This window comes from Synechococcus sp. RedBA-s, from assembly GCF_024345495.1.
GTDB lineage: Bacteria > Cyanobacteriota > Cyanobacteriia > PCC-6307 > Cyanobiaceae > Regnicoccus_A.
In genome coordinates this window covers 25,359-43,622 of record NZ_JAGQBF010000002.1, presented here as the reverse complement: position 1 = coordinate 43,622, position 18,264 = coordinate 25,359, and the positions used below count along the sequence as shown (strand labels likewise).

Annotated in this window: 19 protein-coding genes and 2 pseudogenes; 15 read left to right on the top strand and 6 right to left on the bottom strand. The window is 67.0% G+C overall.

What is annotated here, in order from left to right; all coding sequences use genetic code 11:
- Nucleotides 1-14: 14 nt before the first annotated feature.
- Complete coding sequence (locus KBY67_RS01120) at nucleotides 15-389, top strand: Crp/Fnr family transcriptional regulator (protein ID WP_255107721.1); 375 nt, start codon at nucleotides 15-17, stop codon at nucleotides 387-389.
- Nucleotides 390-405: 16 nt separating this feature from the next.
- Here the strand turns inward: KBY67_RS01120 and KBY67_RS01115 are convergent, their stop codons facing one another.
- From KBY67_RS01115 to KBY67_RS01095, 5 genes are all read right to left on the bottom strand, one after another.
- Entirely contained in the window at nucleotides 406-1,566 is a 1,161-nt protein-coding gene (locus KBY67_RS01115) for a geranylgeranyl reductase family protein (RefSeq protein ID WP_255107718.1), read from the bottom strand.
- A gap of 2 nt (nucleotides 1,567-1,568) precedes the next feature.
- Nucleotides 1,569-2,108 carry a ribosome recycling factor gene (frr, locus tag KBY67_RS01110; RefSeq protein WP_255107716.1) on the bottom strand — a complete coding sequence of 180 codons (540 nt, stop codon included), beginning with the start codon at nucleotides 2,106-2,108 and terminating at the stop codon, nucleotides 1,569-1,571.
- 24 nt (nucleotides 2,109-2,132) lie between these two features.
- Nucleotides 2,133-2,846 carry a UMP kinase gene (gene pyrH, locus KBY67_RS01105; protein WP_255107714.1) on the bottom strand — a complete coding sequence of 238 codons (714 nt, stop codon included), beginning with the start codon at nucleotides 2,844-2,846 and terminating at the stop codon, nucleotides 2,133-2,135.
- A gap of 80 nt (nucleotides 2,847-2,926) precedes the next feature.
- Nucleotides 2,927-3,604: a cob(I)yrinic acid a,c-diamide adenosyltransferase gene (cobO, locus tag KBY67_RS01100; RefSeq protein ID WP_255107711.1), complete on the bottom strand. Its 678-nt coding sequence runs from the start codon at nucleotides 3,602-3,604 to the stop codon at nucleotides 2,927-2,929.
- 47 nt (nucleotides 3,605-3,651) lie between these two features.
- Entirely contained in the window at nucleotides 3,652-4,779 is a 1,128-nt protein-coding gene (locus tag KBY67_RS01095; RefSeq protein ID WP_255107919.1) for a site-specific integrase, read from the bottom strand.
- A gap of 139 nt (nucleotides 4,780-4,918) precedes the next feature.
- Here KBY67_RS01095 and hemH point away from each other — a divergent pair, with 139 nt between their 5' ends.
- The 5 genes from hemH (at nucleotide 4,919) to KBY67_RS01070 (ending at nucleotide 9,268) form a co-directional block, all read left to right on the top strand.
- Nucleotides 4,919-6,094, top strand: coding sequence for a ferrochelatase (hemH, locus tag KBY67_RS01090; protein ID WP_255107708.1), 1,176 nt, complete (start codon nucleotides 4,919-4,921; stop codon nucleotides 6,092-6,094).
- On the top strand, nucleotides 6,075-6,671 hold the full coding sequence (locus tag KBY67_RS01085; protein ID WP_255107705.1) for a M23 family metallopeptidase: 597 nt from the start codon (nucleotides 6,075-6,077) through the stop codon (nucleotides 6,669-6,671). The genes hemH and KBY67_RS01085 overlap by 20 nt, the downstream gene beginning before the upstream one ends.
- Nucleotides 6,672-6,864: 193 nt before the next feature.
- Nucleotides 6,865-8,637 (top strand): biosynthetic-type acetolactate synthase large subunit, encoded by a 1,773-nt coding sequence (gene ilvB / locus KBY67_RS01080; protein WP_399213682.1) that lies wholly within the window; start codon nucleotides 6,865-6,867, stop codon nucleotides 8,635-8,637.
- Complete coding sequence (locus tag KBY67_RS01075) at nucleotides 8,619-9,047, top strand: hypothetical protein (protein ID WP_315855535.1); 429 nt, start codon at nucleotides 8,619-8,621, stop codon at nucleotides 9,045-9,047. Before ilvB ends, KBY67_RS01075 begins: the two co-directional genes overlap by 19 nt.
- Nucleotides 9,044-9,268 carry a GIVxVP protein gene (locus KBY67_RS01070; protein ID WP_255107702.1) on the top strand — a complete coding sequence of 75 codons (225 nt, stop codon included), beginning with the start codon at nucleotides 9,044-9,046 and terminating at the stop codon, nucleotides 9,266-9,268. The genes KBY67_RS01075 and KBY67_RS01070 overlap by 4 nt, the downstream gene beginning before the upstream one ends.
- 7 nt (nucleotides 9,269-9,275) lie before the next feature.
- Here KBY67_RS01070 and KBY67_RS01065 read toward each other — a convergent pair whose 3' ends face one another.
- Complete coding sequence (locus KBY67_RS01065) at nucleotides 9,276-10,043, bottom strand: Tic22 family protein (RefSeq protein WP_255107700.1); 768 nt, start codon at nucleotides 10,041-10,043, stop codon at nucleotides 9,276-9,278.
- A 205-nt stretch (nucleotides 10,044-10,248) separates the two neighbouring features.
- Here KBY67_RS01065 and KBY67_RS01060 point away from each other — a divergent pair, with 205 nt between their 5' ends.
- The 9 genes and pseudogenes from KBY67_RS01060 to KBY67_RS01020 all read left to right on the top strand — a co-directional run bounded on the left by KBY67_RS01060 (nucleotide 10,249) and on the right by KBY67_RS01020 (nucleotide 18,237).
- Entirely contained in the window at nucleotides 10,249-11,385 is a 1,137-nt protein-coding gene (locus KBY67_RS01060; RefSeq protein ID WP_255107698.1) for a histidine kinase, read from the top strand.
- Nucleotides 11,386-11,412: 27 nt separating this feature from the next.
- A complete protein-coding gene (ppsA, locus tag KBY67_RS01055; RefSeq protein ID WP_255107696.1) occupies nucleotides 11,413-13,863 on the top strand; it encodes a phosphoenolpyruvate synthase in 2,451 nt (816 codons plus the stop codon).
- A 157-nt stretch (nucleotides 13,864-14,020) separates the two neighbouring features.
- A pseudogene (locus KBY67_RS01050) lies at nucleotides 14,021-14,128 on the top strand (cation-transporting P-type ATPase); the annotation flags it as partial.
- Nucleotides 14,129-14,400: 272 nt separating this feature from the next.
- A pseudogene (locus tag KBY67_RS01045) lies at nucleotides 14,401-14,460 on the top strand (hypothetical protein); the annotation flags it as partial.
- A 115-nt stretch (nucleotides 14,461-14,575) separates the two neighbouring features.
- The gene (locus KBY67_RS01040) at nucleotides 14,576-14,824 is read left to right on the top strand and encodes a hypothetical protein (protein ID WP_255107694.1); all 249 of its coding nucleotides are present in this window, start codon (nucleotides 14,576-14,578) and stop codon (nucleotides 14,822-14,824) included.
- Nucleotides 14,821-15,486, top strand: a complete 666-nt coding sequence (locus tag KBY67_RS01035; protein ID WP_255107692.1) for a hypothetical protein — start codon at nucleotides 14,821-14,823, stop codon at nucleotides 15,484-15,486. Before KBY67_RS01040 ends, KBY67_RS01035 begins: the two co-directional genes overlap by 4 nt.
- On the top strand, nucleotides 15,459-15,998 hold the full coding sequence (locus KBY67_RS01030) for an HAD-IC family P-type ATPase (protein ID WP_255107691.1): 540 nt from the start codon (nucleotides 15,459-15,461) through the stop codon (nucleotides 15,996-15,998). Before KBY67_RS01035 ends, KBY67_RS01030 begins: the two co-directional genes overlap by 28 nt.
- 32 nt (nucleotides 15,999-16,030) lie before the next feature.
- Nucleotides 16,031-16,168, top strand: a complete 138-nt coding sequence (locus tag KBY67_RS01025) for a hypothetical protein (RefSeq protein ID WP_255107689.1) — start codon at nucleotides 16,031-16,033, stop codon at nucleotides 16,166-16,168.
- Nucleotides 16,169-16,410: 242 nt separating this feature from the next.
- Entirely contained in the window at nucleotides 16,411-18,237 is a 1,827-nt protein-coding gene (locus KBY67_RS01020; RefSeq protein ID WP_255107687.1) for an NAD(P)H-quinone oxidoreductase subunit F, read from the top strand.
- Nucleotides 18,238-18,264: the final 27 nt, after the last annotated feature.

Below are 18,264 nucleotides of genomic sequence, written 5' to 3'. Positions count from 1 at the left end.
CATTGGCCTGATCCATGAATGCCCTCGACACCCTGCGCGCCCTGGCCACCCAGGGCGAGGTGCGTGAATTTGCCCCGGGTGATCCGATCTTCAAGGCCGGCGAATCCGGAGACTGCATGTTCGGCTTGCTCCAGGGCAGCGTCCAGCTCAGCTGGAATGGAGAGGCCGGCCACGAGCAGATCAAGGAAGGTGATGTCTTCGGCGCCGGCGCTCTGGTGACCTCTGATCACCGCCGCTATGGCAATGCCACGGCCATCAGTCCCTGCACGATCCTGGTGATGAACCGCGAGAAGTTCCTCTTTGCCATTCAGGAATCACCGATGTTCGCTATTGAACTGCTCAGTTCGATCGATCAACGCCTGCGCCAGCTCAAGGATTGCCTGCGCTAGCTCAACCACTTCTGCGCTAGCTCGACCCACGGTTGAACATCAGCCGGCGGATCACCCGCTGGGCGATGTCGCCATAGCCCAGTTCCCCTGAGAGGATCTGGGCGATGCGCCGTGGGGCGGTGGGCCGCTTCACCCCCAGTTGATACCCCACCCGGGGCAGGCGGTAGAACACCTGGGCGATGCGCCGTCCCCAGGCCATCGACTGGCCCCACTCCAGCCGCATGGCTTCGCTGTAGCCCGCCAGAGCCCTGGCTTCACCGCCCAGCCAGCGGTCGAGGGCTTCAGCGGCCCGGGTGCCGCTGAGCAGGGCGGGGCGCAGTCCTTCCGCCAGAAAGGGATCCACAAGCGAGGCCGCATCCCCCACCACCACGGCACCACCGTCATGGTGAAGCCGGTGATGCCCGTCCCAGACCCGCAGGGGAGAGATCCGCCGCTCACCGCTGTCCGGCGGCAGCCCGAAGCTGGGCAACAGGCGCGCCAGAATCGCCTCGGCCTCCAGCGGTTCGCGGCCGATGAAGCTGCCCACGCCGATGCTGAGACCTCCCTGGCGGGGGAAGGCCCAGCTGAAGCCGTGGCGCACCAGACCGAATTCAAAATGGGCCGTCTCAGGCTCCTGCACCTCACCCTCCACCTCCACCGACACAGCCGAGGCGTAGCGGGGCTGGGGCGATCCCAGACCCAGCCCCTGGCCAAAGCTGGAGCGGGCACCATCGGCGATCACCACCGCCCGGCTGCTGAGCGCGCCACCCGTCGTGGTGTGGATCCGCCATTGCTCCCCCTCCCGCGAGATCCGCTCCACGGCGGTGGCTTCGAGCAGATCAGCACCGCAGGCCACCGCCTGCCGGGCCAGAAGGTGATCCAGGCGGGAGCGGCGCACGATCCAGAACGGAGCCTCCCCTGGCAGCTCGGCGATCACCGGATCCTCCAGGCACCAGGTGAAGCGCACCTTGGTGATCACCCGATCCACGGCCGGACGGAGATCAAACGGGAACAGGGTCTGCACGGAGGCGGCCATGCCGCCGCCACAGGGCTTGGGCCTGGGCAGGCTGCGGGCGTCCAGCAGCCTCACCCGCCAGCCCCGGGCAGCCAGGTGATAGGCCGTCGAAGCTCCTGCCGCGCCGGCCCCCACCACGATCACATCGGCATCACAGGCTGGCCCATTGGCAGCGCTGGCCACGCTCACACCTTGAGGATGTCGGCTTCCTTCTCCACCAGGCTTTTCTCCAGTTCCACGACGTAGCGATCGGTGAGCTTCTGCACATTCTCCTGCTCATCGCGACTCTGATCCTCGGAGAGATCCCCGTCCTTCTCCTGCTTTTTGATCCTGTCGATGGCGTCGCGGCGGATGTTGCGCAGGGCCACCTTGCCATCTTCGGCGTAGCGGGAGGCGAGCTTGCAGAACTCCTTGCGCCGATCAGCGGTGAGCGGGGGGATGTTGATGCGAATCAGTCGGCCATCGTTGTTGGGGGTGAGTCCCAAATCACTCATGGAAATGGCCTTCTCGATCGCCGCCATGGCGCCGCCATCGAAGGGCTGGATCTGAATCGTCTGGGAATCGGGGGTGGAGAGATTCGCGAGGGAGCGCAGGGGCGTTTCAGCGCCGTAGTACTCGATGGAGATCTTATCGAGCAGGGAGGGATTGGCCCGCCCGGTGCGGATCGTGTTGAAGGTGCGCTGGGTGGCTTCCAGCGACTTGCGCATGCTGGCGTCGAGATCCATGGGCGTTGCGGGGAGTGTGCGGGGTCAGCCGGCAGGAACGATGCGGGTGCCGATCGGCTCGCCGGCGATGGCGCGGCCGATGTTGCCGGGCCCGAACAGGTCGAAGACCACGATCGGGATGGCGTTGTCCTTGCAGAGGGCGATGGCGGTGCTGTCCATGACGGCCAGTTCACCGCTGAGAACATCCTGAAAGGTGAGCTGGTCGTAGCGGACGGCGTCGGCGTGGCAGGCTGGATCCTTGTCATACACCCCGTCCACCTTGGTGGCCTTGAGCACCACGTCGGCGTTGATCTCGGCGGCACGCAGGGCGGCGGTGGTGTCGGTGGTGAAGAAGGGATTACCGCAGCCGGCGCCGAACACCACCACCCGTCCCTTCTCCAGATGGCGGATGGCCCGGCGGCGGATGTAGGGCTCAGCGATCTCCTGCATGGCGATGGCCGTCTGCACCCGGGTGGGAACCCCCGCCCGCTCCAGGGCGTCCTGAAGGGTGATGGCATTCATGACGGTGGCCAGCATGCCCACGTAGTCGGCGGTGGCCCGGTCCATGCCGGCCGAGGAGCCCTTGAGGCCGCGGAAGATGTTGCCTCCTCCCACCACGATGGCCAGCTCCCTGCCGGCGTTGACCACCGCTGAGACATCCGCCGCAATCGACTGGACGATGGCGGGATCAATGCCATAGCCCTGCTCCCCCATCAGCGCCTCGCCGCTGAGTTTGAGCAGAACGCGCTGGTAAGCCATCGGAATTCAGCGCACGGCGAACACAGTCGGCGGCAGAGTAGCAAGCACTCCCGCCAATGCCGAGCTGCGGCCGCTGTGCGTCAGAACTCGATGCCGGCCTGGGCTTTCACCCCCTGCTCGCGGAAGGGATGACGCACCAGCTTCATCTCGGTGACGAGATCAGCCCGATCCACCAGGCCCTGCGGCGCTCCCCGGCCGGTGAGGGCCACGTGGGTGAGCTCCGGGCGGAGATCGAGGCCCTCCAGCACCTGATCCAGCTCGAGATAGCCCAGCTTGAGGGCCACATTCACCTCATCGAGCACCACCAGCTTCCGTACGGGATCGGCGAGGTACTGCAACGAGCGCTGCCAGGCCTCCTGCACCAACTGGCGGTCCCGATCGCGGTCCTGGGTTTCCCAGGTGAAGCCCTCCCCGAGGGCATGCCAGGCCAGATCGTCGCCGAACAGCTGCAGGGCCCGGGCTTCCCCCGGCTGCCAGCCGCCCTTGATGAACTGGACCACCGCCACTCCTTCGCCGTGGCCCAGGGTGCGCAGCACCAGACCCAACGCGGCCGTGGTCTTGCCTTTGCCATCGCCGGTGAACACCAGCACCAGCCCCTTCTCCAGGCTGCGCTCGCCCACCCGCTGCTGCTGCACCTCCCGGCGCCGTTGCATGCGGCGGCGGTAGGCCTCGGCGTCGCGCTCGGGGGCCAGATCCCCGCCGGGGCCCAGCTCAGCGGCCGCCTGATCGAGCGGGTCAGCCACGGGAGGATTCGACATGGACGCGGAGCTCGGCAACCACCAGCCACTCTGACGCGCAGGTCCGCTCAGGGGGTGGGCCGCAGGCGGGCCAGGGCTGCATCGACGGCCTGCTGCTGATCCCGGCGGGTGATCCAGTGGTGATAGGTGCGGGTGTGAATCGCCACCGAGTGGCCCATCATCCGCGCCGCCACCGTGTCGGGCAGGCCGATGTGGATGGTGCGCACGGCCCAGGCATGGCGCAGGTCGTAGGGGGTGCAGGGCAGCTGGTAGCGGCGGAATTGTTCGGCCACCCGCCGCCCCACCTGCTGCAGAGTGGTGCGCCTCAGATCCGTGCAGACCTCAGGGAGCCGCTGGCCTGCCCCAGCGAGCAGGGCCAGATCAAAGCGATCCACCCAGTCTGGCTGGAAGGGCCAGACCTGATGCTCACCGGTCTTGGTGGTGGGCAGCACACGGATCACCCGGTCACCGCCGGGGGCCAGGGAGGAAAGATCGGCGAAGAACACCTCATGGTTGCGCAGGCCATAGGTGGCCATCAGGCCATACACCAGCCGCCAACGAGGGTTGGGAATGCGCTCCAACCACTCCAGCAGCTGGGCATCGCTGGGCAGGCGCCGGTACTGGGCCAGGTGTAGGCCATAGCCGCCGGCCCGCTCGCGCCAGTCGTCAGGCAGAGCCAGCTCCAACTGCCGGGCCAGGGCCGCCAGGGCGGTGCCGCACTGTTGGCGGCTGCGGCTGGCGGGGGGATAACCCTCCAGCACCTCTAGCAGCTGCTGGCTCTCCAGGGGCTCCCCCTGCTCCAGCCGTGCACGCAGCCGCCGCAGGTAGGGCTGGTAGGCGGCGCTCCAGGTGGTGCGGCTGCCGGCGGGATTGCGGCGGCGGCGGGGATCGCTGAAAAAGGCCTGCTCAAAAGCCTCCAGCCGCTCCAGCGCCGAAGCCGATGCACAATCCACCGGCCTGCCCCAGTCGGCCCAGTCGAAACGTTGCTGGCGCAGGGCCTGGTGCACTCGCTTCAACTCGCGCCGGGCCTGACTCAGTCCTGTGGGGTTGGCCTCCAGCCCCAGGCTGAGGCGCTGCACCCGCTGGGGACCGCCGCGGGGACAGGGCAGGGGGCCGCGCAGGGCCAGCCGCCCCCCCCTCCGCTCCAGGCGCAGGGCCAGGCCGCTGGCTGCCAGACGGGCATTCTCCTGGCTCAGCTCGGCATCGATGGCGGCAAGGGCAGGGGTCAGGGCAGCTGGAGCCGGTGGGCGCGCCGACGTTATCGATCGCTGCCGGCTACCGCCAGAGGGCACCAGCAGGGTTACGCTCTGAGCCAACCGATGGATCAGATCAGGTATGGCAAGGGTCGGCGTCTTGCTGCTGAACCTCGGCGGGCCTGAGCGAATCGAAGATGTCGGCCCTTTTCTCTACAACCTTTTCGCTGATCCGGAGATCATCCGGCTGCCCACGCCCCTGCTGCAGAAGCCTCTGGCCTGGCTGATCAGCACTCTGCGCAGCAACAAGTCGAAGGAGGCCTACCGAGCCATCGGCGGCGGCTCCCCCCTGCGCCGCATCACCGAGCAGCAGGCCCGCGAACTCCAGAGTGAACTGCGCCTGCGGGGGGTCCAGGCCACCACCTACGTGGCGATGCGCTACTGGCATCCGTTCACCGAATCCGCTGTGGGCGACATCAAGGCCGACTCGGTGGATGAGGTGGTGGTGCTGCCGCTCTATCCCCACTTCTCGATCAGCACCAGCGGTTCAAGCTTCCGTGAACTGCAGCGCCTGCGCCAGGCTGACCCCGCCTTCAGCAAGTTGCCGATCCGCTGCATTCGCAGCTGGTACGACCATCCCGGCTACGTGCTGGCGATGGCGGAGCTGGTTGCCGCCGGGGTGAGAAGCTGTCACAACCCCGCCTCCGCCCACGTCTTCTTCAGCGCCCACGGCGTGCCCAAGAGCTATGTGGAGGATGCCGGCGACCCCTATCAGCAAGAGATCGAAGCCTGCTCCATCTTGGTGATGGCCAAGCTGGAAGAGCTGCTCGGCCATGGCAACCCCTACACCCTGGCTTACCAGAGCCGGGTGGGTCCAGTGGAGTGGCTCAAGCCCTACACCGACGAAGCGCTGGTGCGGCTCGGTGAGGAGGGGGTCGAGGAGCTCGTGGTGGTGCCGATCAGCTTCGTGAGCGAACACATTGAGACCCTCGAGGAAATCGACATCGAGTACCGGGAGATCGCCACCGAAGCCGGCATCAGCAACTTCGTGCGCGTGCCCGCCCTCGACACCTACCCCACCTTCATCAAGGGGCTTGCGGATCTGGTGCAGCTGGCCCAGGCCGGCCCTGAGGTGAACCTGGATCAGGCCGCCTCCCTGCCCACCCAGATAAAGCTTTACCCCCAGGACAAGTGGGCCTGGGGCTGGAACAACAGCTCGGAAGTCTGGAACGGCCGCCTGGCCATGCTCGGCTTCTCCGCCTTCCTGCTGGAACTGTTGAGTGGCCGAGGTCCGCTTCATGCCCTCGGTCTCCTCTAAGCCCCTCAGTATCGTGGCCGGGCTGGTGGGACTGCCGCTGGCTCTGAGCCTCGATCTGGCGCTGGCTCCCCCACCGGCCCGCTCGGATCTGCGCTGGGCCCGGGGGGTGTTTCCCATCGTGCACTTCGCCGGATACACCAGCCATTTCGGTCGCCGCAACGGACCAGGTGGTGGCAGGGAGATGCATTCCGGTCTCGATATCGCCGCCCCCCTGGGTTCGCCGATCCGCAACTGGTGGGCCGGCACCGTGGTCGATGTCTTCCATGACGGCGGCTGTGGGGTGGGGCTGGTGATCCGCTCGGGGGAGTACGAGCATATGTACTGCCACCTGGCCGGGGCGGTGCGCGATGGTGCCTATGCCAGTGGCCGGGTGTTGCTGCGCCCCGGTCAGATGATTCGGGCCGGTCAGCTGATCGCCCACGTGGGCCTCAGCGGGCGCACCACGGGTCCGCACCTGCACTGGGGAATCCGCTATCGGGGCAGCTGGCTCGATCCCGGTTTGATCCTGCGGGCGATGGTGCGCGGCCGCAGGCTGCAGCCCTCACTGCCGCAACAGTTCTCCCAAGGTCGGAAGTGAGCTTCTACGCTGATGGTCTTCGTTGCGTGTGTTGCTCGCCACCGTGACCGTGACTACCGGGACTTCAGCCACTTCCAGCCCAGCCATCAGCACGGCTGCGCCTGTCTCAGCCGGCCCCACCGGCGTCAGCTCGATTCCCGCTGAGGCTGGGGACCAGGCGGTGCCGGGGCGGCTGAGCGGTGCTGATGCCCTGATGGATGCGCTCCATCGCCACGGCGTCACCGACGTGTTCGGCTACCCAGGCGGAGCGATCCTGCCCATCTACGACGCTCTGCACAAGGCCGAGAGCCGGGGCTGGTTGAAGCATGTGCTGGTTCGGCACGAACAGGGGGGCACCCACGCCGCCGACGCCTACGCCAGGGCCACCGGCCGGGTGGGGGTCTGCTTCGGCACCTCCGGGCCCGGCGCCACGAATCTGGTCACCGGCATCGCCACGGCCCAGATGGATTCGGTGCCGATGGTGGTGATCACCGGTCAGGTGCCCCGGGCCGCCATCGGCACCGACGCCTTCCAGGAAACCGACATCTTCGGCATCACCCTGCCGATCGTGAAGCACTCCTGGGTGGTGCGCGACCCTGCCGACATCGGCCGGATCGTGGCCGAGGCCTTCCTGATCGCCTCCACCGGCCGTCCCGGTCCGGTGTTGATCGATGTGCCCAAGGATGTGGGGCTCGAGGAGTTCGACTACACCCCGGTGGAGCCGGGCAGTTCGATCCCGGCGGGATTCCAGCTGCCCAGTGGTCCAGCCCCGGAGGCGATCGGCCAGGCGATCGAGCTGATCCGCCAGGCGCGCCGCCCACTGCTTTACGTGGGAGGCGGCGCCATCAGCTCCGGAGCCCACACCAGCCTGATTGCCCTGGCCGAGCGCTTCCAGCTGCCGGTCACCACCACCTTGATGGGCAAGGGCGCCTTCGATGAACGCCACCCCCTGGCGGTGGGAATGCTGGGGATGCACGGCACCGCCTACGCCAACTTCGCCGTCACCGAGTGCGATCTGCTGATCGCTACCGGCGCCCGTTTTGACGACCGGGTCACCGGACGGCTGGATAGTTTCGCCCCCCGCGCCCAGGTGATCCACATCGACATCGATGCGGCTGAAGTGGGCAAGAACCGCCTGCCTGAGGTGCCGATCGTTGCGGATGTGCGCCTGGCCCTCGAGGCCCTGCTGGCCGCCTCAGCAGGGGAGAGCGATCAGGGCCGCACCGCTCCCTGGCTGGAGCGCATCAACCGCTGGAAGCGCCATTACCCGTTGGTGATCCCCACCCCGGAGGGGGCCATCGCTCCCCAGGAGGTGGTGCTGGCCCTTCGCGATCTGGCTCCGGACGCCTTCGTCACCACCGATGTCGGGCAGCATCAGATGTGGGCCGCCCAGTATCTGAACAACCCACCCCGCCACTGGATCAGCAGCAGTGGCCTGGGCACCATGGGCTTCGGGCTGCCTGCGGCCATGGGGGTGCAGGTGGCCTTCCCCGCGGACCAGGTGATCTGCGTGGCCGGAGATGCCAGCATCCTGATGAACATCCAGGAGCTGGGCACCCTCTCCCAGTACGACCTGCCCGTGAAGGTGGTGATCCTCAACAACGGCTGGCAGGGGATGGTGAGGCAGTGGCAGGAGAGTTTTTACGGGGAGCGCTACTCCGCTTCGGAGATGACCCGTGGCATGCCTGATTTCCCCAGGCTGGCTGAGTCTTTCGGCATCAGGGGTGTGGGGATCAGCGAGCGGGAGAGCCTGCGCGAGCAGCTGGCCGAGGCCCTGGCCCATCCAGGCCCTGCCCTGATCGATGTGCGGGTGCGCCGCAACGAGAACTGCTACCCGATGGTGCCCCCCGGCGCCAGCAACGCTCAGATGGTGGGTCTCCCCAGCCACCCCGAGCTGGCGATCGACACCACCCGCCAATGCGGATCCTGTGGCTTCACCACAGAAAGCGCCCATTTCTTCTGTCCCAGTTGCGGCGCCAAGCTCTGAGTCCCCTGTCGCTGCTGTTGGCCTTGATCCTGGCGGTGGGCCTGCTGTTTGATCCCATGGCGGCCCAGCCCGCTGGCGCGGCGGAGGTGCTGCAGGTGCGCAGTGGTGTGCTGCTGCAGGTGGGTGATCAGAACCGCAGCTACCCGGTGCAGCTGGGCTGCATCAGCGTCACCCCCGAGCAATCCGCAGAGGCTGAACGCTGGCTGCGGAAGGAATTGCCCCGGCGCACGCGGGTGAACCTGCGGCCGCTGGGGTCGGCCGATGGGGTGCTGCTGGCCCGCGTTCAGGCGTTGCGGGGAGGGGATGATCTGGGCTCAGGCCTGATCCATGCCGGCTTGGCCCAACCCTTGCCCTCGCTGATTCGGCCCGAGGGTTGCCCCACCACCCCGGACGACTCCAGGGAGCCATGAGCCTGAACCGCACCGCCAAGGGAATCGTGCTGGTGCCCACCCTGCTGCTGGGGGGCGCCTTCCTCAGCGCGGCCCTCTGGAGCAGCGAGGGAGGTGCAGCCAACCGGCCCCTTGCCCTGGGAATTGCCGCGGTGCTGCTCTGCGGAGGTCTGCTCACCCAGCTGCTGCCAGAGGCAGCAGCTGAAGCCGCCGAGGACGGGGACGAGGAGGGACCGCAGTAGGCGGTCCTCAGCGCTTGGGTGCTACCGGCGGCGGCGCGCCGGCTGAGCCAGCCCCCTTGGCCCTTGACTGCTGCTCCACCAGGCGGAAGTACTCTGGTGTGGGATAGAAGGCATAGGTGTCCTTGGACTGCTTCACGATCTGATCCATCACGGCGCTGAGATCAGCGGCTTGGACCGTGAGCTTGTTGCGGTCGGGGATTGCCGCCATCGCCTTCTGCAACGAGGCGTAGTTGAAGAAGAAGAGCCCGCGCTCCCCCTGGGGTGTCTTGACGGTGATCAGCGGTTTGGTGAAGAACACGGGAACCGAAAGGCCCTGCTGGATCGCTTTCTGATCGAGGCCCTGTTTTGCCAGGAGGGTGCGGGCCTGGCTCAGATCGGACGGTGTGGGAATCACCGGTGAAAGCAGCTTCAGGCCCTTGAGGGTCTTGTTGAGCTCCTGCACCCGCTCCAGGGCCACATTCATGGGCATGGGCAGAACCCCCGCCTTGATCGTGGGGTTGACCTTCAGGAATGCCGCCAGTTCCTGTTCCGCCTTGACACGGTCGAGGTAGAGCGGCAATACCAGGGCTTTCTCCCGTTGCAATGGCAGCGGTACGCCTTTTGCATCGGCGAGCACGAACACCGGGATGACCGCCAGCTTTTTCATGGCCTCTTTCTGGGGAATGGCCAGCGCCGGCAGGGGCTGAAGCAGACCCATCAAGCCGCTGCAGCCCACGCCGATGCTGGTTAGCAGGGCCAGCAGTCGGCGGCGGCGGCCCAGGCCCCTGGGGCACACCGGCCCTGAGCTCAGTGGTGCAGTAGTGGTTGAGCTGGTGCGTGCGCTGGTCGGCGCGGTGATCGGGCCCGACATGCGTCCCTAGTGGAGAGATTCCAACCTAGGAACGAAGCTGCACGTAACCTCGCTGGTCTGGACGGTACTGGTCATGACCACTGGGGGACAGGCAAGCGGAGGGAATCCCCCCCCAGGGCGCGGATCGGGGTTGCCCCTATGGAGTGTGGGCGCGGGGTTGGCGGCGGTGCTGGTGGGGGTTCAGGGCCTGGCGGCCAGCAGCCCGTTCTCCCAGGACGTGTTGATGCTGCTGCCCAGTGAAGGGCTGCTGGCTGGGGTGGGGGATGGCCTGCGCCGCGGCTACGCACTGGCCATGGAGGAGACCCGGGCCTGCGGCGTGCGCCCCCCGAGCAAGGGACTGGGCTGGCTGCCGCCGGAGCAGGATCCAGAGGCTCTGTTGCAGGGCGTGCCGATGCCGGAGCTGCTAATCGCCCCTCCCGCTGCCAATTTGCTGCCCTTCGGCCGCCTGGCCCAGAGCCGTGAGGTGAACGTGCTGTTACCACTGCAGCGGGGCAATTCCTTGCGGCGGCTGCCCAGTCAGGTGGGGGCTGACAGGCTCTGGCCGGTGCTGCCCTCGCGCAGCCTCGAGGCCGATCGGCTGGCACGGGGTCTGCTGGAGGAGGGCAAGGGCAAGGTGATGGTGATCCATGACGGCGGCGCGGAGCAGGCGGCCCTGGCGGATCGCTTCGTGGAAACGATCAATGGCAGCGGCGGCTGGACCGTGGGTGCCACCAACGACCCGGAGGCGATTGTGGAGCCCACCAAGAAGCTGATGGCCCAGCTGCGCGATGACGTGAACTGGTACACCCCCTCCTCGCTGGTGGTGATGACAACCCCGGGCAGCCCACTGACGCAGGCCGTGGCCCAACTCGATCTGCCCACGGCCCTGACCCTGGTCTGGCCGTTTCCAGTGCGTGAACCCCTGCCCCTGGCCCAGCTGGGTGTCGATTCCCTCAGCCGCGGGCCGGGCTGGGATCGCTTCGAGGTGTCCTTCAAGAAACGCAACGGCTATTCCCCTGGGTTGGTGGAGGCCGCCGGCTTCGACACCGGCCAGCTGGTGTCGGTCGCTTCGGTCGCTGGGCAGATGTCGAGAACATGGTCGTTGGATTGGCTCGATGCCAAGGCCAAGCCCCTTGATCTCTGCCCTGCCCTCAAAGCCCGCCAAGCCGGCAAGCCGGTGGCCCTGCGGGGAGCGGCCAGCCGCCTCGACCTCTCACCCGGCATCCCTCCGGACGGAGAGCTGCGGCTAACGCCCCTGAAGGCAGACCCAGCCGCCAGCCGTTCCTAGCCTGGGTCTCTGCGCGACTCGATCGCCATGGACCCCAACCTCGGCGCCAACTCCAACGCCAGCACCAGCGCCTCCAGTCCAGCCGTGAGCGATCCCCCTTTGCTGAGGCGGTTCGAGGAGGTGGGCATTGCAGACATTGCTGAAGTGGGCGGCAAAAATGCCTCCCTGGGGGAAATGATCCGGGAGCTCACCAGCCAGGGCGTGAGGGTGCCCGGTGGCTTCGCCACCACCGCTGCCGCCTACCGCCTGTTTCTCAGGCTCAATGGCCTGGAGGCTCCGCTGAGGTCCATCCTGGGCCAGCTCGACAGTGGTGATCTCGCGGCGCTGCAGCAGGCCGGACAGCGCGCACGGAACCTGATCCTTGGCGCCCAGCTGCCAGTGGAGCTCGAGGCTGCCGTGACAGCGGCCTACGGCGAACTGGGGAGCGGTCCGGTGGCGGTGCGCTCCAGTGCCACGGCGGAGGATCTGCCCGATGCCAGTTTCGCCGGTCAGCAGGAGACCTACCTGAACGTGCGCGGTGTGACGGATCTGCTGGCCGCCTGCCGCCGCTGCTACAGCTCCCTGTTCACCGATCGGGCCATCTCCTACCGCCAGATCAACGGCTTCGATCACCTGCAGGTGGCCCTGTCGATCGGCGTGCAGCGAATGGTGCGCTCTGATCTGGGCGCCGCCGGGGTGATGTTCACGATCGACACCGAGACCGGCTTCCGCAACGCCGTGCTGCTCAATGCGGCCTACGGCCTGGGAGAGAACGTGGTGCAAGGGGCGGTGAATCCAGATGAACTGCTGCTGTTCAAACCCACCCTGCGCGAAGGCTATGCAGCGATCGTGAGCAAGCGCCTGGGCAGCAAGGCGATCCGCATGGTGTACGGCGAAGGCGGCACAGTCCGCAACGAACCCGTGCCGCTGCAGGAGCGCGGCCGTTATGCCATCAGCGATGAGGAGGCCCTCACCCTGGGCCGCTGGGCCTGTCTGATCGAGGCCCACTACAGCGCCCACCATGGAGCGGCCACACCGATGGACATCGAGTGGGCCCGCGACGGGGAGAGCGGTGAGCTGTTCATTCTTCAGGCCCGCCCTGAAACCGTTGAATCGAGACGATCGGGCTCGGTGCTCTGCCGCTGGCAGCTCAAGCCCCACCAGGCGGAACTGATCACCCACGGACGCGCCATCGGGGCCTCGATCAGCAGTGGCCGCGCCCGGGTGATCCTCAACCCCAGTGGCATCGATCGCTTTGAAGTGGGCGATCTGTTGGTGACCGAGCGCACCGATCCCGACTGGGAACCGATCCTCAAAAAAGCCCGGGGTGTGATCACCAACCAGGGGGGACGCACCTGCCATGCGGCGATCATTGCCCGCGAGATGGGCATCACGGCCGTGGTGGGCTGTGGCGACGCCACCGAGCGCATCCACGACGGCGAAGCGATCACCGTCAGCTGCGCCGAAGGCGAGGACGGCATGGTCTACCGGGGACTGCTGCGTTACGAGATGGAGGAGCAGAAACTGGAGCAGCTTCCGCCCACGCGCACCCGCATCCTGATGAACGTGGGCAACCCGGAGAAGGCCTTCCGTTTTGCGGCTATCCCCTGCGATGGCGTCGGTCTGGCCCGGTTGGAATTCATCATCGCCAACCACATCCGGGTGCACCCGATGGCGTTGCTGCAGCCCGAGCGGGTGAGCGATCCAGCCGAGCGGGAGGCCATCGCCACCCTCACCGCCGGCTACGACGACCCCACGGAGTACTACGTCGACCGGCTGGCCCAGGGCATGGCACGGATCGCGGCGGCCTTCCATCCCAGGCCGGTGGTGTTGCGCTTCTCCGATTTCAAGAGCAACGAATACGCCCGCCTGCTCGGTGGCCGGGCCTTTGAGCCCAGCGAAGCCAATCCGATGATTGGCTGGAGGGGAGCGGCCCGCTACACCTCCCCGGAATTCCGCTCAGCCTTCGGTCTGGAATGCCGTGCCCTGCTGAGGGTTCGCCGCCAGATGGGTCTGCGCAACACAATTCCGATGGTGCCCTTCTGCCGCACCCCGGAGGAAGGCAAGCGGGTGCTGGAGGAAATGGCCCGCCACGGCCTGGTGCGCGGCCAGGACGACCTCAAGGTGTATGTGATGTGTGAGCTGCCCAGCAACGTGATCGGCGTTGAGGCCTTCTCGGAGCACTTCGATGGTTTCTCGATCGGTACCAACGACCTCACCCAGCTCACCCTCGGCATCGACCGCGACTCCTCCCTGGTGGCGAATCTGTTCGATGAACGTCATCCGATCGTTCAGGAGATGATCCGCCTCGCCATTCACGGCGCCCACCGCTGCGGCCGCCCGATCGGCCTCTGCGGCCAGGCCCCCAGCGACTACCCCGAATTCGCCCGTTTTCTGGTGGAAGAATGCATCGATTCGATCAGCCTCAACCCCGATGCGGTGATCTCCACCCGCCTGGCGATTGCGGCGATCGAGGCCGAGCTGGCGGCGGCAGGCTGAGGGGTTGGCAGGCTGCCGAGGCTGCCCGCTGCAATCAGGCCGCGGAAGGCGCCGATAGGGTCAGTTTTCGCTGCGGGGCTCCCTCTCAGGCCCGACTGCCCGGCCGGAGGCCGCAAGCCCCCAGGATCAACCGTTTCAGGCCCCCACTGGCGAAGCGTTGCTCCCCAGGCTGGGCAGCGACCGGGAGCGGGGTCTGAGCGATGGGGAAGCGTCCCGGCGCATGGAGTGCTTCGGTCCCAACCAGATCACGGCGCTGCCGGGACGGCTGGCCTGGCTGCGTTTCCTCGAGCAGTTCCACAATCCACTGCTCTACAACCTGCTGATCACGGACCTGATCAAGCTCTGGATCGACTCCCTCGGCGAAGCACTGGTGATCTGGAACGTGACGCAAATCAATGCGGCGATCGGCTTCGTTCAGGAGGATCGGGCTGAGTCGGCGATCGCGGCGCTGGCGCAATCCGTCCGCACCGAGGTGGATGCGGTGCGGGCGGGCGGGAGCTGCGCCTGCCCTCCGAGCAACTGGTTGTCGCGGATCTGGTGCGCCTCAGCGCTGGCGCCTGGGTGCCCGCCGACTTGAGCCTGCTCCAGACGCGAGAACTTCGGCTGGATGAATCGGCGCTCACCGGCGAATCCCTGCCGGTGGCGATATCAACCCAGGCGGTTGCGGTAGAGGTGGCCCTGGGGGATCGCTGCCGGCCTGGGCCATGGGCTGGTGGTGGCCTGTCCCGGGGCCACCGAAGTGGGTCGGATCTCCTCGGTGCTGCGCCAGCACCAGAGCCTGAGCACCCCGCTGACGAGCAAGTTCCAGCGCTTCAGCCAGAGCCTGCTGAAGGTGATTCTGGTGCTGGCCGCCCTCACCTTTGCGGTGGGCATGATCCGGCAGCGGGGCTCCGCTGAGATGTTCGATGGGGCCGTGGAGCTGGCGGTGGGGGCGATCCCCGAGGAGCTGCGGCGATCGTGACCATCACCCTGGCGATCGGCGTCAGGCGCATGGCCCGGCGCAACGCGATCATCCGCAAGCTGCCTGCCGTGGAGACCCTCGGCAACACCACGGTGATCTGCTCCGACAAGACCGGCACCCTCAGCCAGAACCGGATGCTGGTTCAGGAGATCTATGCCGGCAGCGACCTGCTCAGGCTCGAGAGCCTCCGGGGCGAAACCCTACTGGCGGTGTTGCTCTGCAATGACGCCCGCCACGGCGAGGAGGAGGGGCTGGTGGGGGACCCCACGGAAACGGCCCTGCTGGTGGCGGCCCGTTCAGCGGGCCTGGGTGCCCAACGCAGCCTGCTGGAGCACCCCAGGTGCGACGCCATTCCCTTCGTGTCGGAGCGGCAGTTCATGGCCACCCTGCATGGCAGTGCCCGCATCCTGGTGAATGGCTCGGTGGAGGCCGTGCTGCCCCGTTTCCTGAGCCAGCTGGGAGCCAGCGGCCAGAACGAGCCCCTGATGCCACCGCCATTCACGGGGCGGCGGCCGCCATGGCGGGCCGCGGTCAGAGGGTGTTGGCCATTGCGGTGGGCCAGGACCAACCCCGGCCAGCCAATCTCGAGGACCAGCACGTGGCAGAGGGGCTGCAGTTCGTGGGTCTGCAGGGGATGCTTGATCCCCCCCGGCCGGAAGTGATCGCGGCCGTAGCGGCCTGCCGTGCCGCTGGCATCCGGGTGAAGAGGATCACCGGCGATCACCTGGATACAGCACTGGCGATCGCCACCCAGATCGGCCTGGGCCGAGGCCATGGCCCCCTGGAGTGCCTTGATGGCCTGGCCCTCGCGCTGCTGACGCCCGCTGAGCTGGCCCACCAGTTGGACCAGCTGGTTGTGTTCGCCGGGGTGGCTCCGGCCCAGAAACTGGAGCTGGTGCAGGCGCTGCAAACCAACGGCGAAATCGTGGCCATGACCGGTGATGGGGTCAACGACGCCCCGGCCCTGCAGCAGGCCGACATCGGTATCGCCATGGGCAGGGTTGGCACCGAGGTGGCCCGTGAGGCCGCCAACATGCTGCTCACCGACGACAACTTCGCCACGATCGAAGCCGCCGTGGAGGAGGGGCGGGCGGTTGACCTGAGCCTGGGCAAAGCACTGGCCTTCGAGCCCCGCTGCGACGGGTTGATGCTGCAGCCGCCTTCAACGGACTGATCAGTGGCAGCGCTGAAGCCGGCACCCAGTGGTTGTTGCTCAGCACTGCGGCGGCCTCGTCGCTGGTGCCGAACATCCCGCTGCTGGCCACGCTCACACCCGTGCTGCTGGAGAGCAGCCGCCAGGCGGGGCTGCTCTCAGCCGGTGAGGCGGTGCCCCAGGCTCTGTAGCCCAGCTTCTTCGCTCTGATGCTGGGCGGAACCCGGGGGGTAACGCGCTGATGCAGCTGGCCGCTTCGGCCCTGTGGTTGCAGCAGTGGCCAGCGCCAGCCGGCTGACTTGGGACCCTTGGTGGCGGCGGAGCCGATCAACCACGCTTAACGGAGTCATAGGCAACGCAACTTCATTAGGCCGCCCCTGGCGCACGGGAAACCCCTAAGGTTTTGCGACTCTCCCTCAAACCGCACAACGCGATGACCGTCCCCTTCTTCGAGACGGCCTGGTTGATTCCGCTCTACCCGTTACTCGGCGGTTTGTTCTCTTTTCTCTGGTCGCCTGGTCTGATCAGCCAGAGCGGACCGCGGCCAGCCGGGTATCTCAACCTGGTGATGAATTTTCTGGCGTTCAGCCATGGTCTGCTGGCCTGGATCGGCTGCTCCGGCCGCAGCCTCAGCTTCACCTGGACCTGGCTCTCCACAGCCGGACTCACCATCAATTTCGACGCGACGATTGATCGCAGCGTGTTGATTGCGATCACGATGATCTGCGGCGTTCATCTCCTGGCGCAGGTTTATGCGATCGGCTATCTGGAGATGGACTGGGGCTGGCCCCGCTTCTTCGGATCCCTAAATCTGTTTGAAGCCGGTCTCTGTGCCCTGGTTGTCACCGATTCGCTCTTCTTCTCCTATGTGGTGCTGGAGCTGCTCACCCTGGGCACCTATCTGATCGTCGGCACCTGGTACAACCAGTCGCTGGTGGTGAAGGGGGCCCGGGATGCCTTCCTGACCAAACGGGTGGGTGACCTGGTGCTGCTGGCCGGGGTGATCGCCCTGCTGCCTATGGCGGGCAGCTGGAACTTCAACGATCTGGCCGATTGGGCGGCCCAGGCCGAACCGTCGCCGGCCCTCACCTTGATCCTGCTGGCGCTGGTGGCCGGTCCGATGGGCAAGTGCGCCCAGATCCCCCTTCACCTCTGGCTGGATGAGGCGATGGAAGGGCCACTGCCCTCCACGATCCTGCGCAGTTCGGTGGTGGTGGCCGGTGGTGCCTGGGTGCTGTTGCGTCTGCATCCCCTGCTGGCCATCAGCCCCACCGCGCAGGCCTTCCTGGTGGTTGTGGGTGGCACCACGGCGCTGGTGGGTGCGCTCATCGCCCTGGCCCAGGTGGATATCAAGCGGGCCCTGTCGTTTCTGGTGAGCAGCTGGTTCGGCCTGCTGTTCATGGCCGTGGGCTGTGGCTCCGTGGATGCGGCCTGGCACATGCTGCTGATCTACCCCCTGCCGATGGCACTGATGCTCATGGCCGTGGGCACGGTGATCAGCAGCAACGTCACCCAGGACCTCACCCAGCTGGGTGGCCTCTGGTCGAGGCGACCGCTCACGGGCCTGGCCTTTCTCGTCGGTGCCGGCGGCATGGTGGCCCTGCCTCCACTGGCTGGGTTTGGAGCTCTCAACGAGCTGGCCGGTTCCTTGCTGGAGGGGTCCGCCCCATCGGCCCTGCTGGTGGTGGTGCTGCTGACCAACGGACTGATCAGCGCCTGCCTGGTGCGCATCTTCCGGCGGATCTGGGGTGGAACTCCGTCGGTGTTCACGGCCCGCTCGGCTGAGGTGCTCTGGCTGATGGTGTTGCCCACCATGGTGGGAGCGGGGATGGTGCTGCACCTGCCGGTGCTGCTGGCCCCTACGCCCTTCGGTGGCTTCAACTGGGGCCCCATGGCCCTGCCTCTGCTGGCCTCCACCTTGCTGGGGGGAGCGCTCACCTGGCAGCAGCTCCCTCACCCCCTCGATGGCCTGCAGCACTGGTTGGCTGCCGACCTGCATACCGAAACCTTCTACCGCCGAACCGTTGTCGGTCTGGTGGTGGTGCTGGCAGCGGCCAGCCGCTGGGTGGATCGTCGCCTGGTGGATGGCTTCAGCGACCGCAGCGGCGGTCTGACCATGGAGGGAGCCCGTCGACTCAGCTACAGCACCTCAGGTCGGGTACAGGGCTACGCGCTCACCGTGCTGATCGGCGTCCTGCTGATGGGGGCCTGGATCCTGGTGCGCCAGCCGGCCATGGCGCCGACCCTACTTCGTTTCTGAAGACCGTCTCCCCAGCCGTCAACTCCC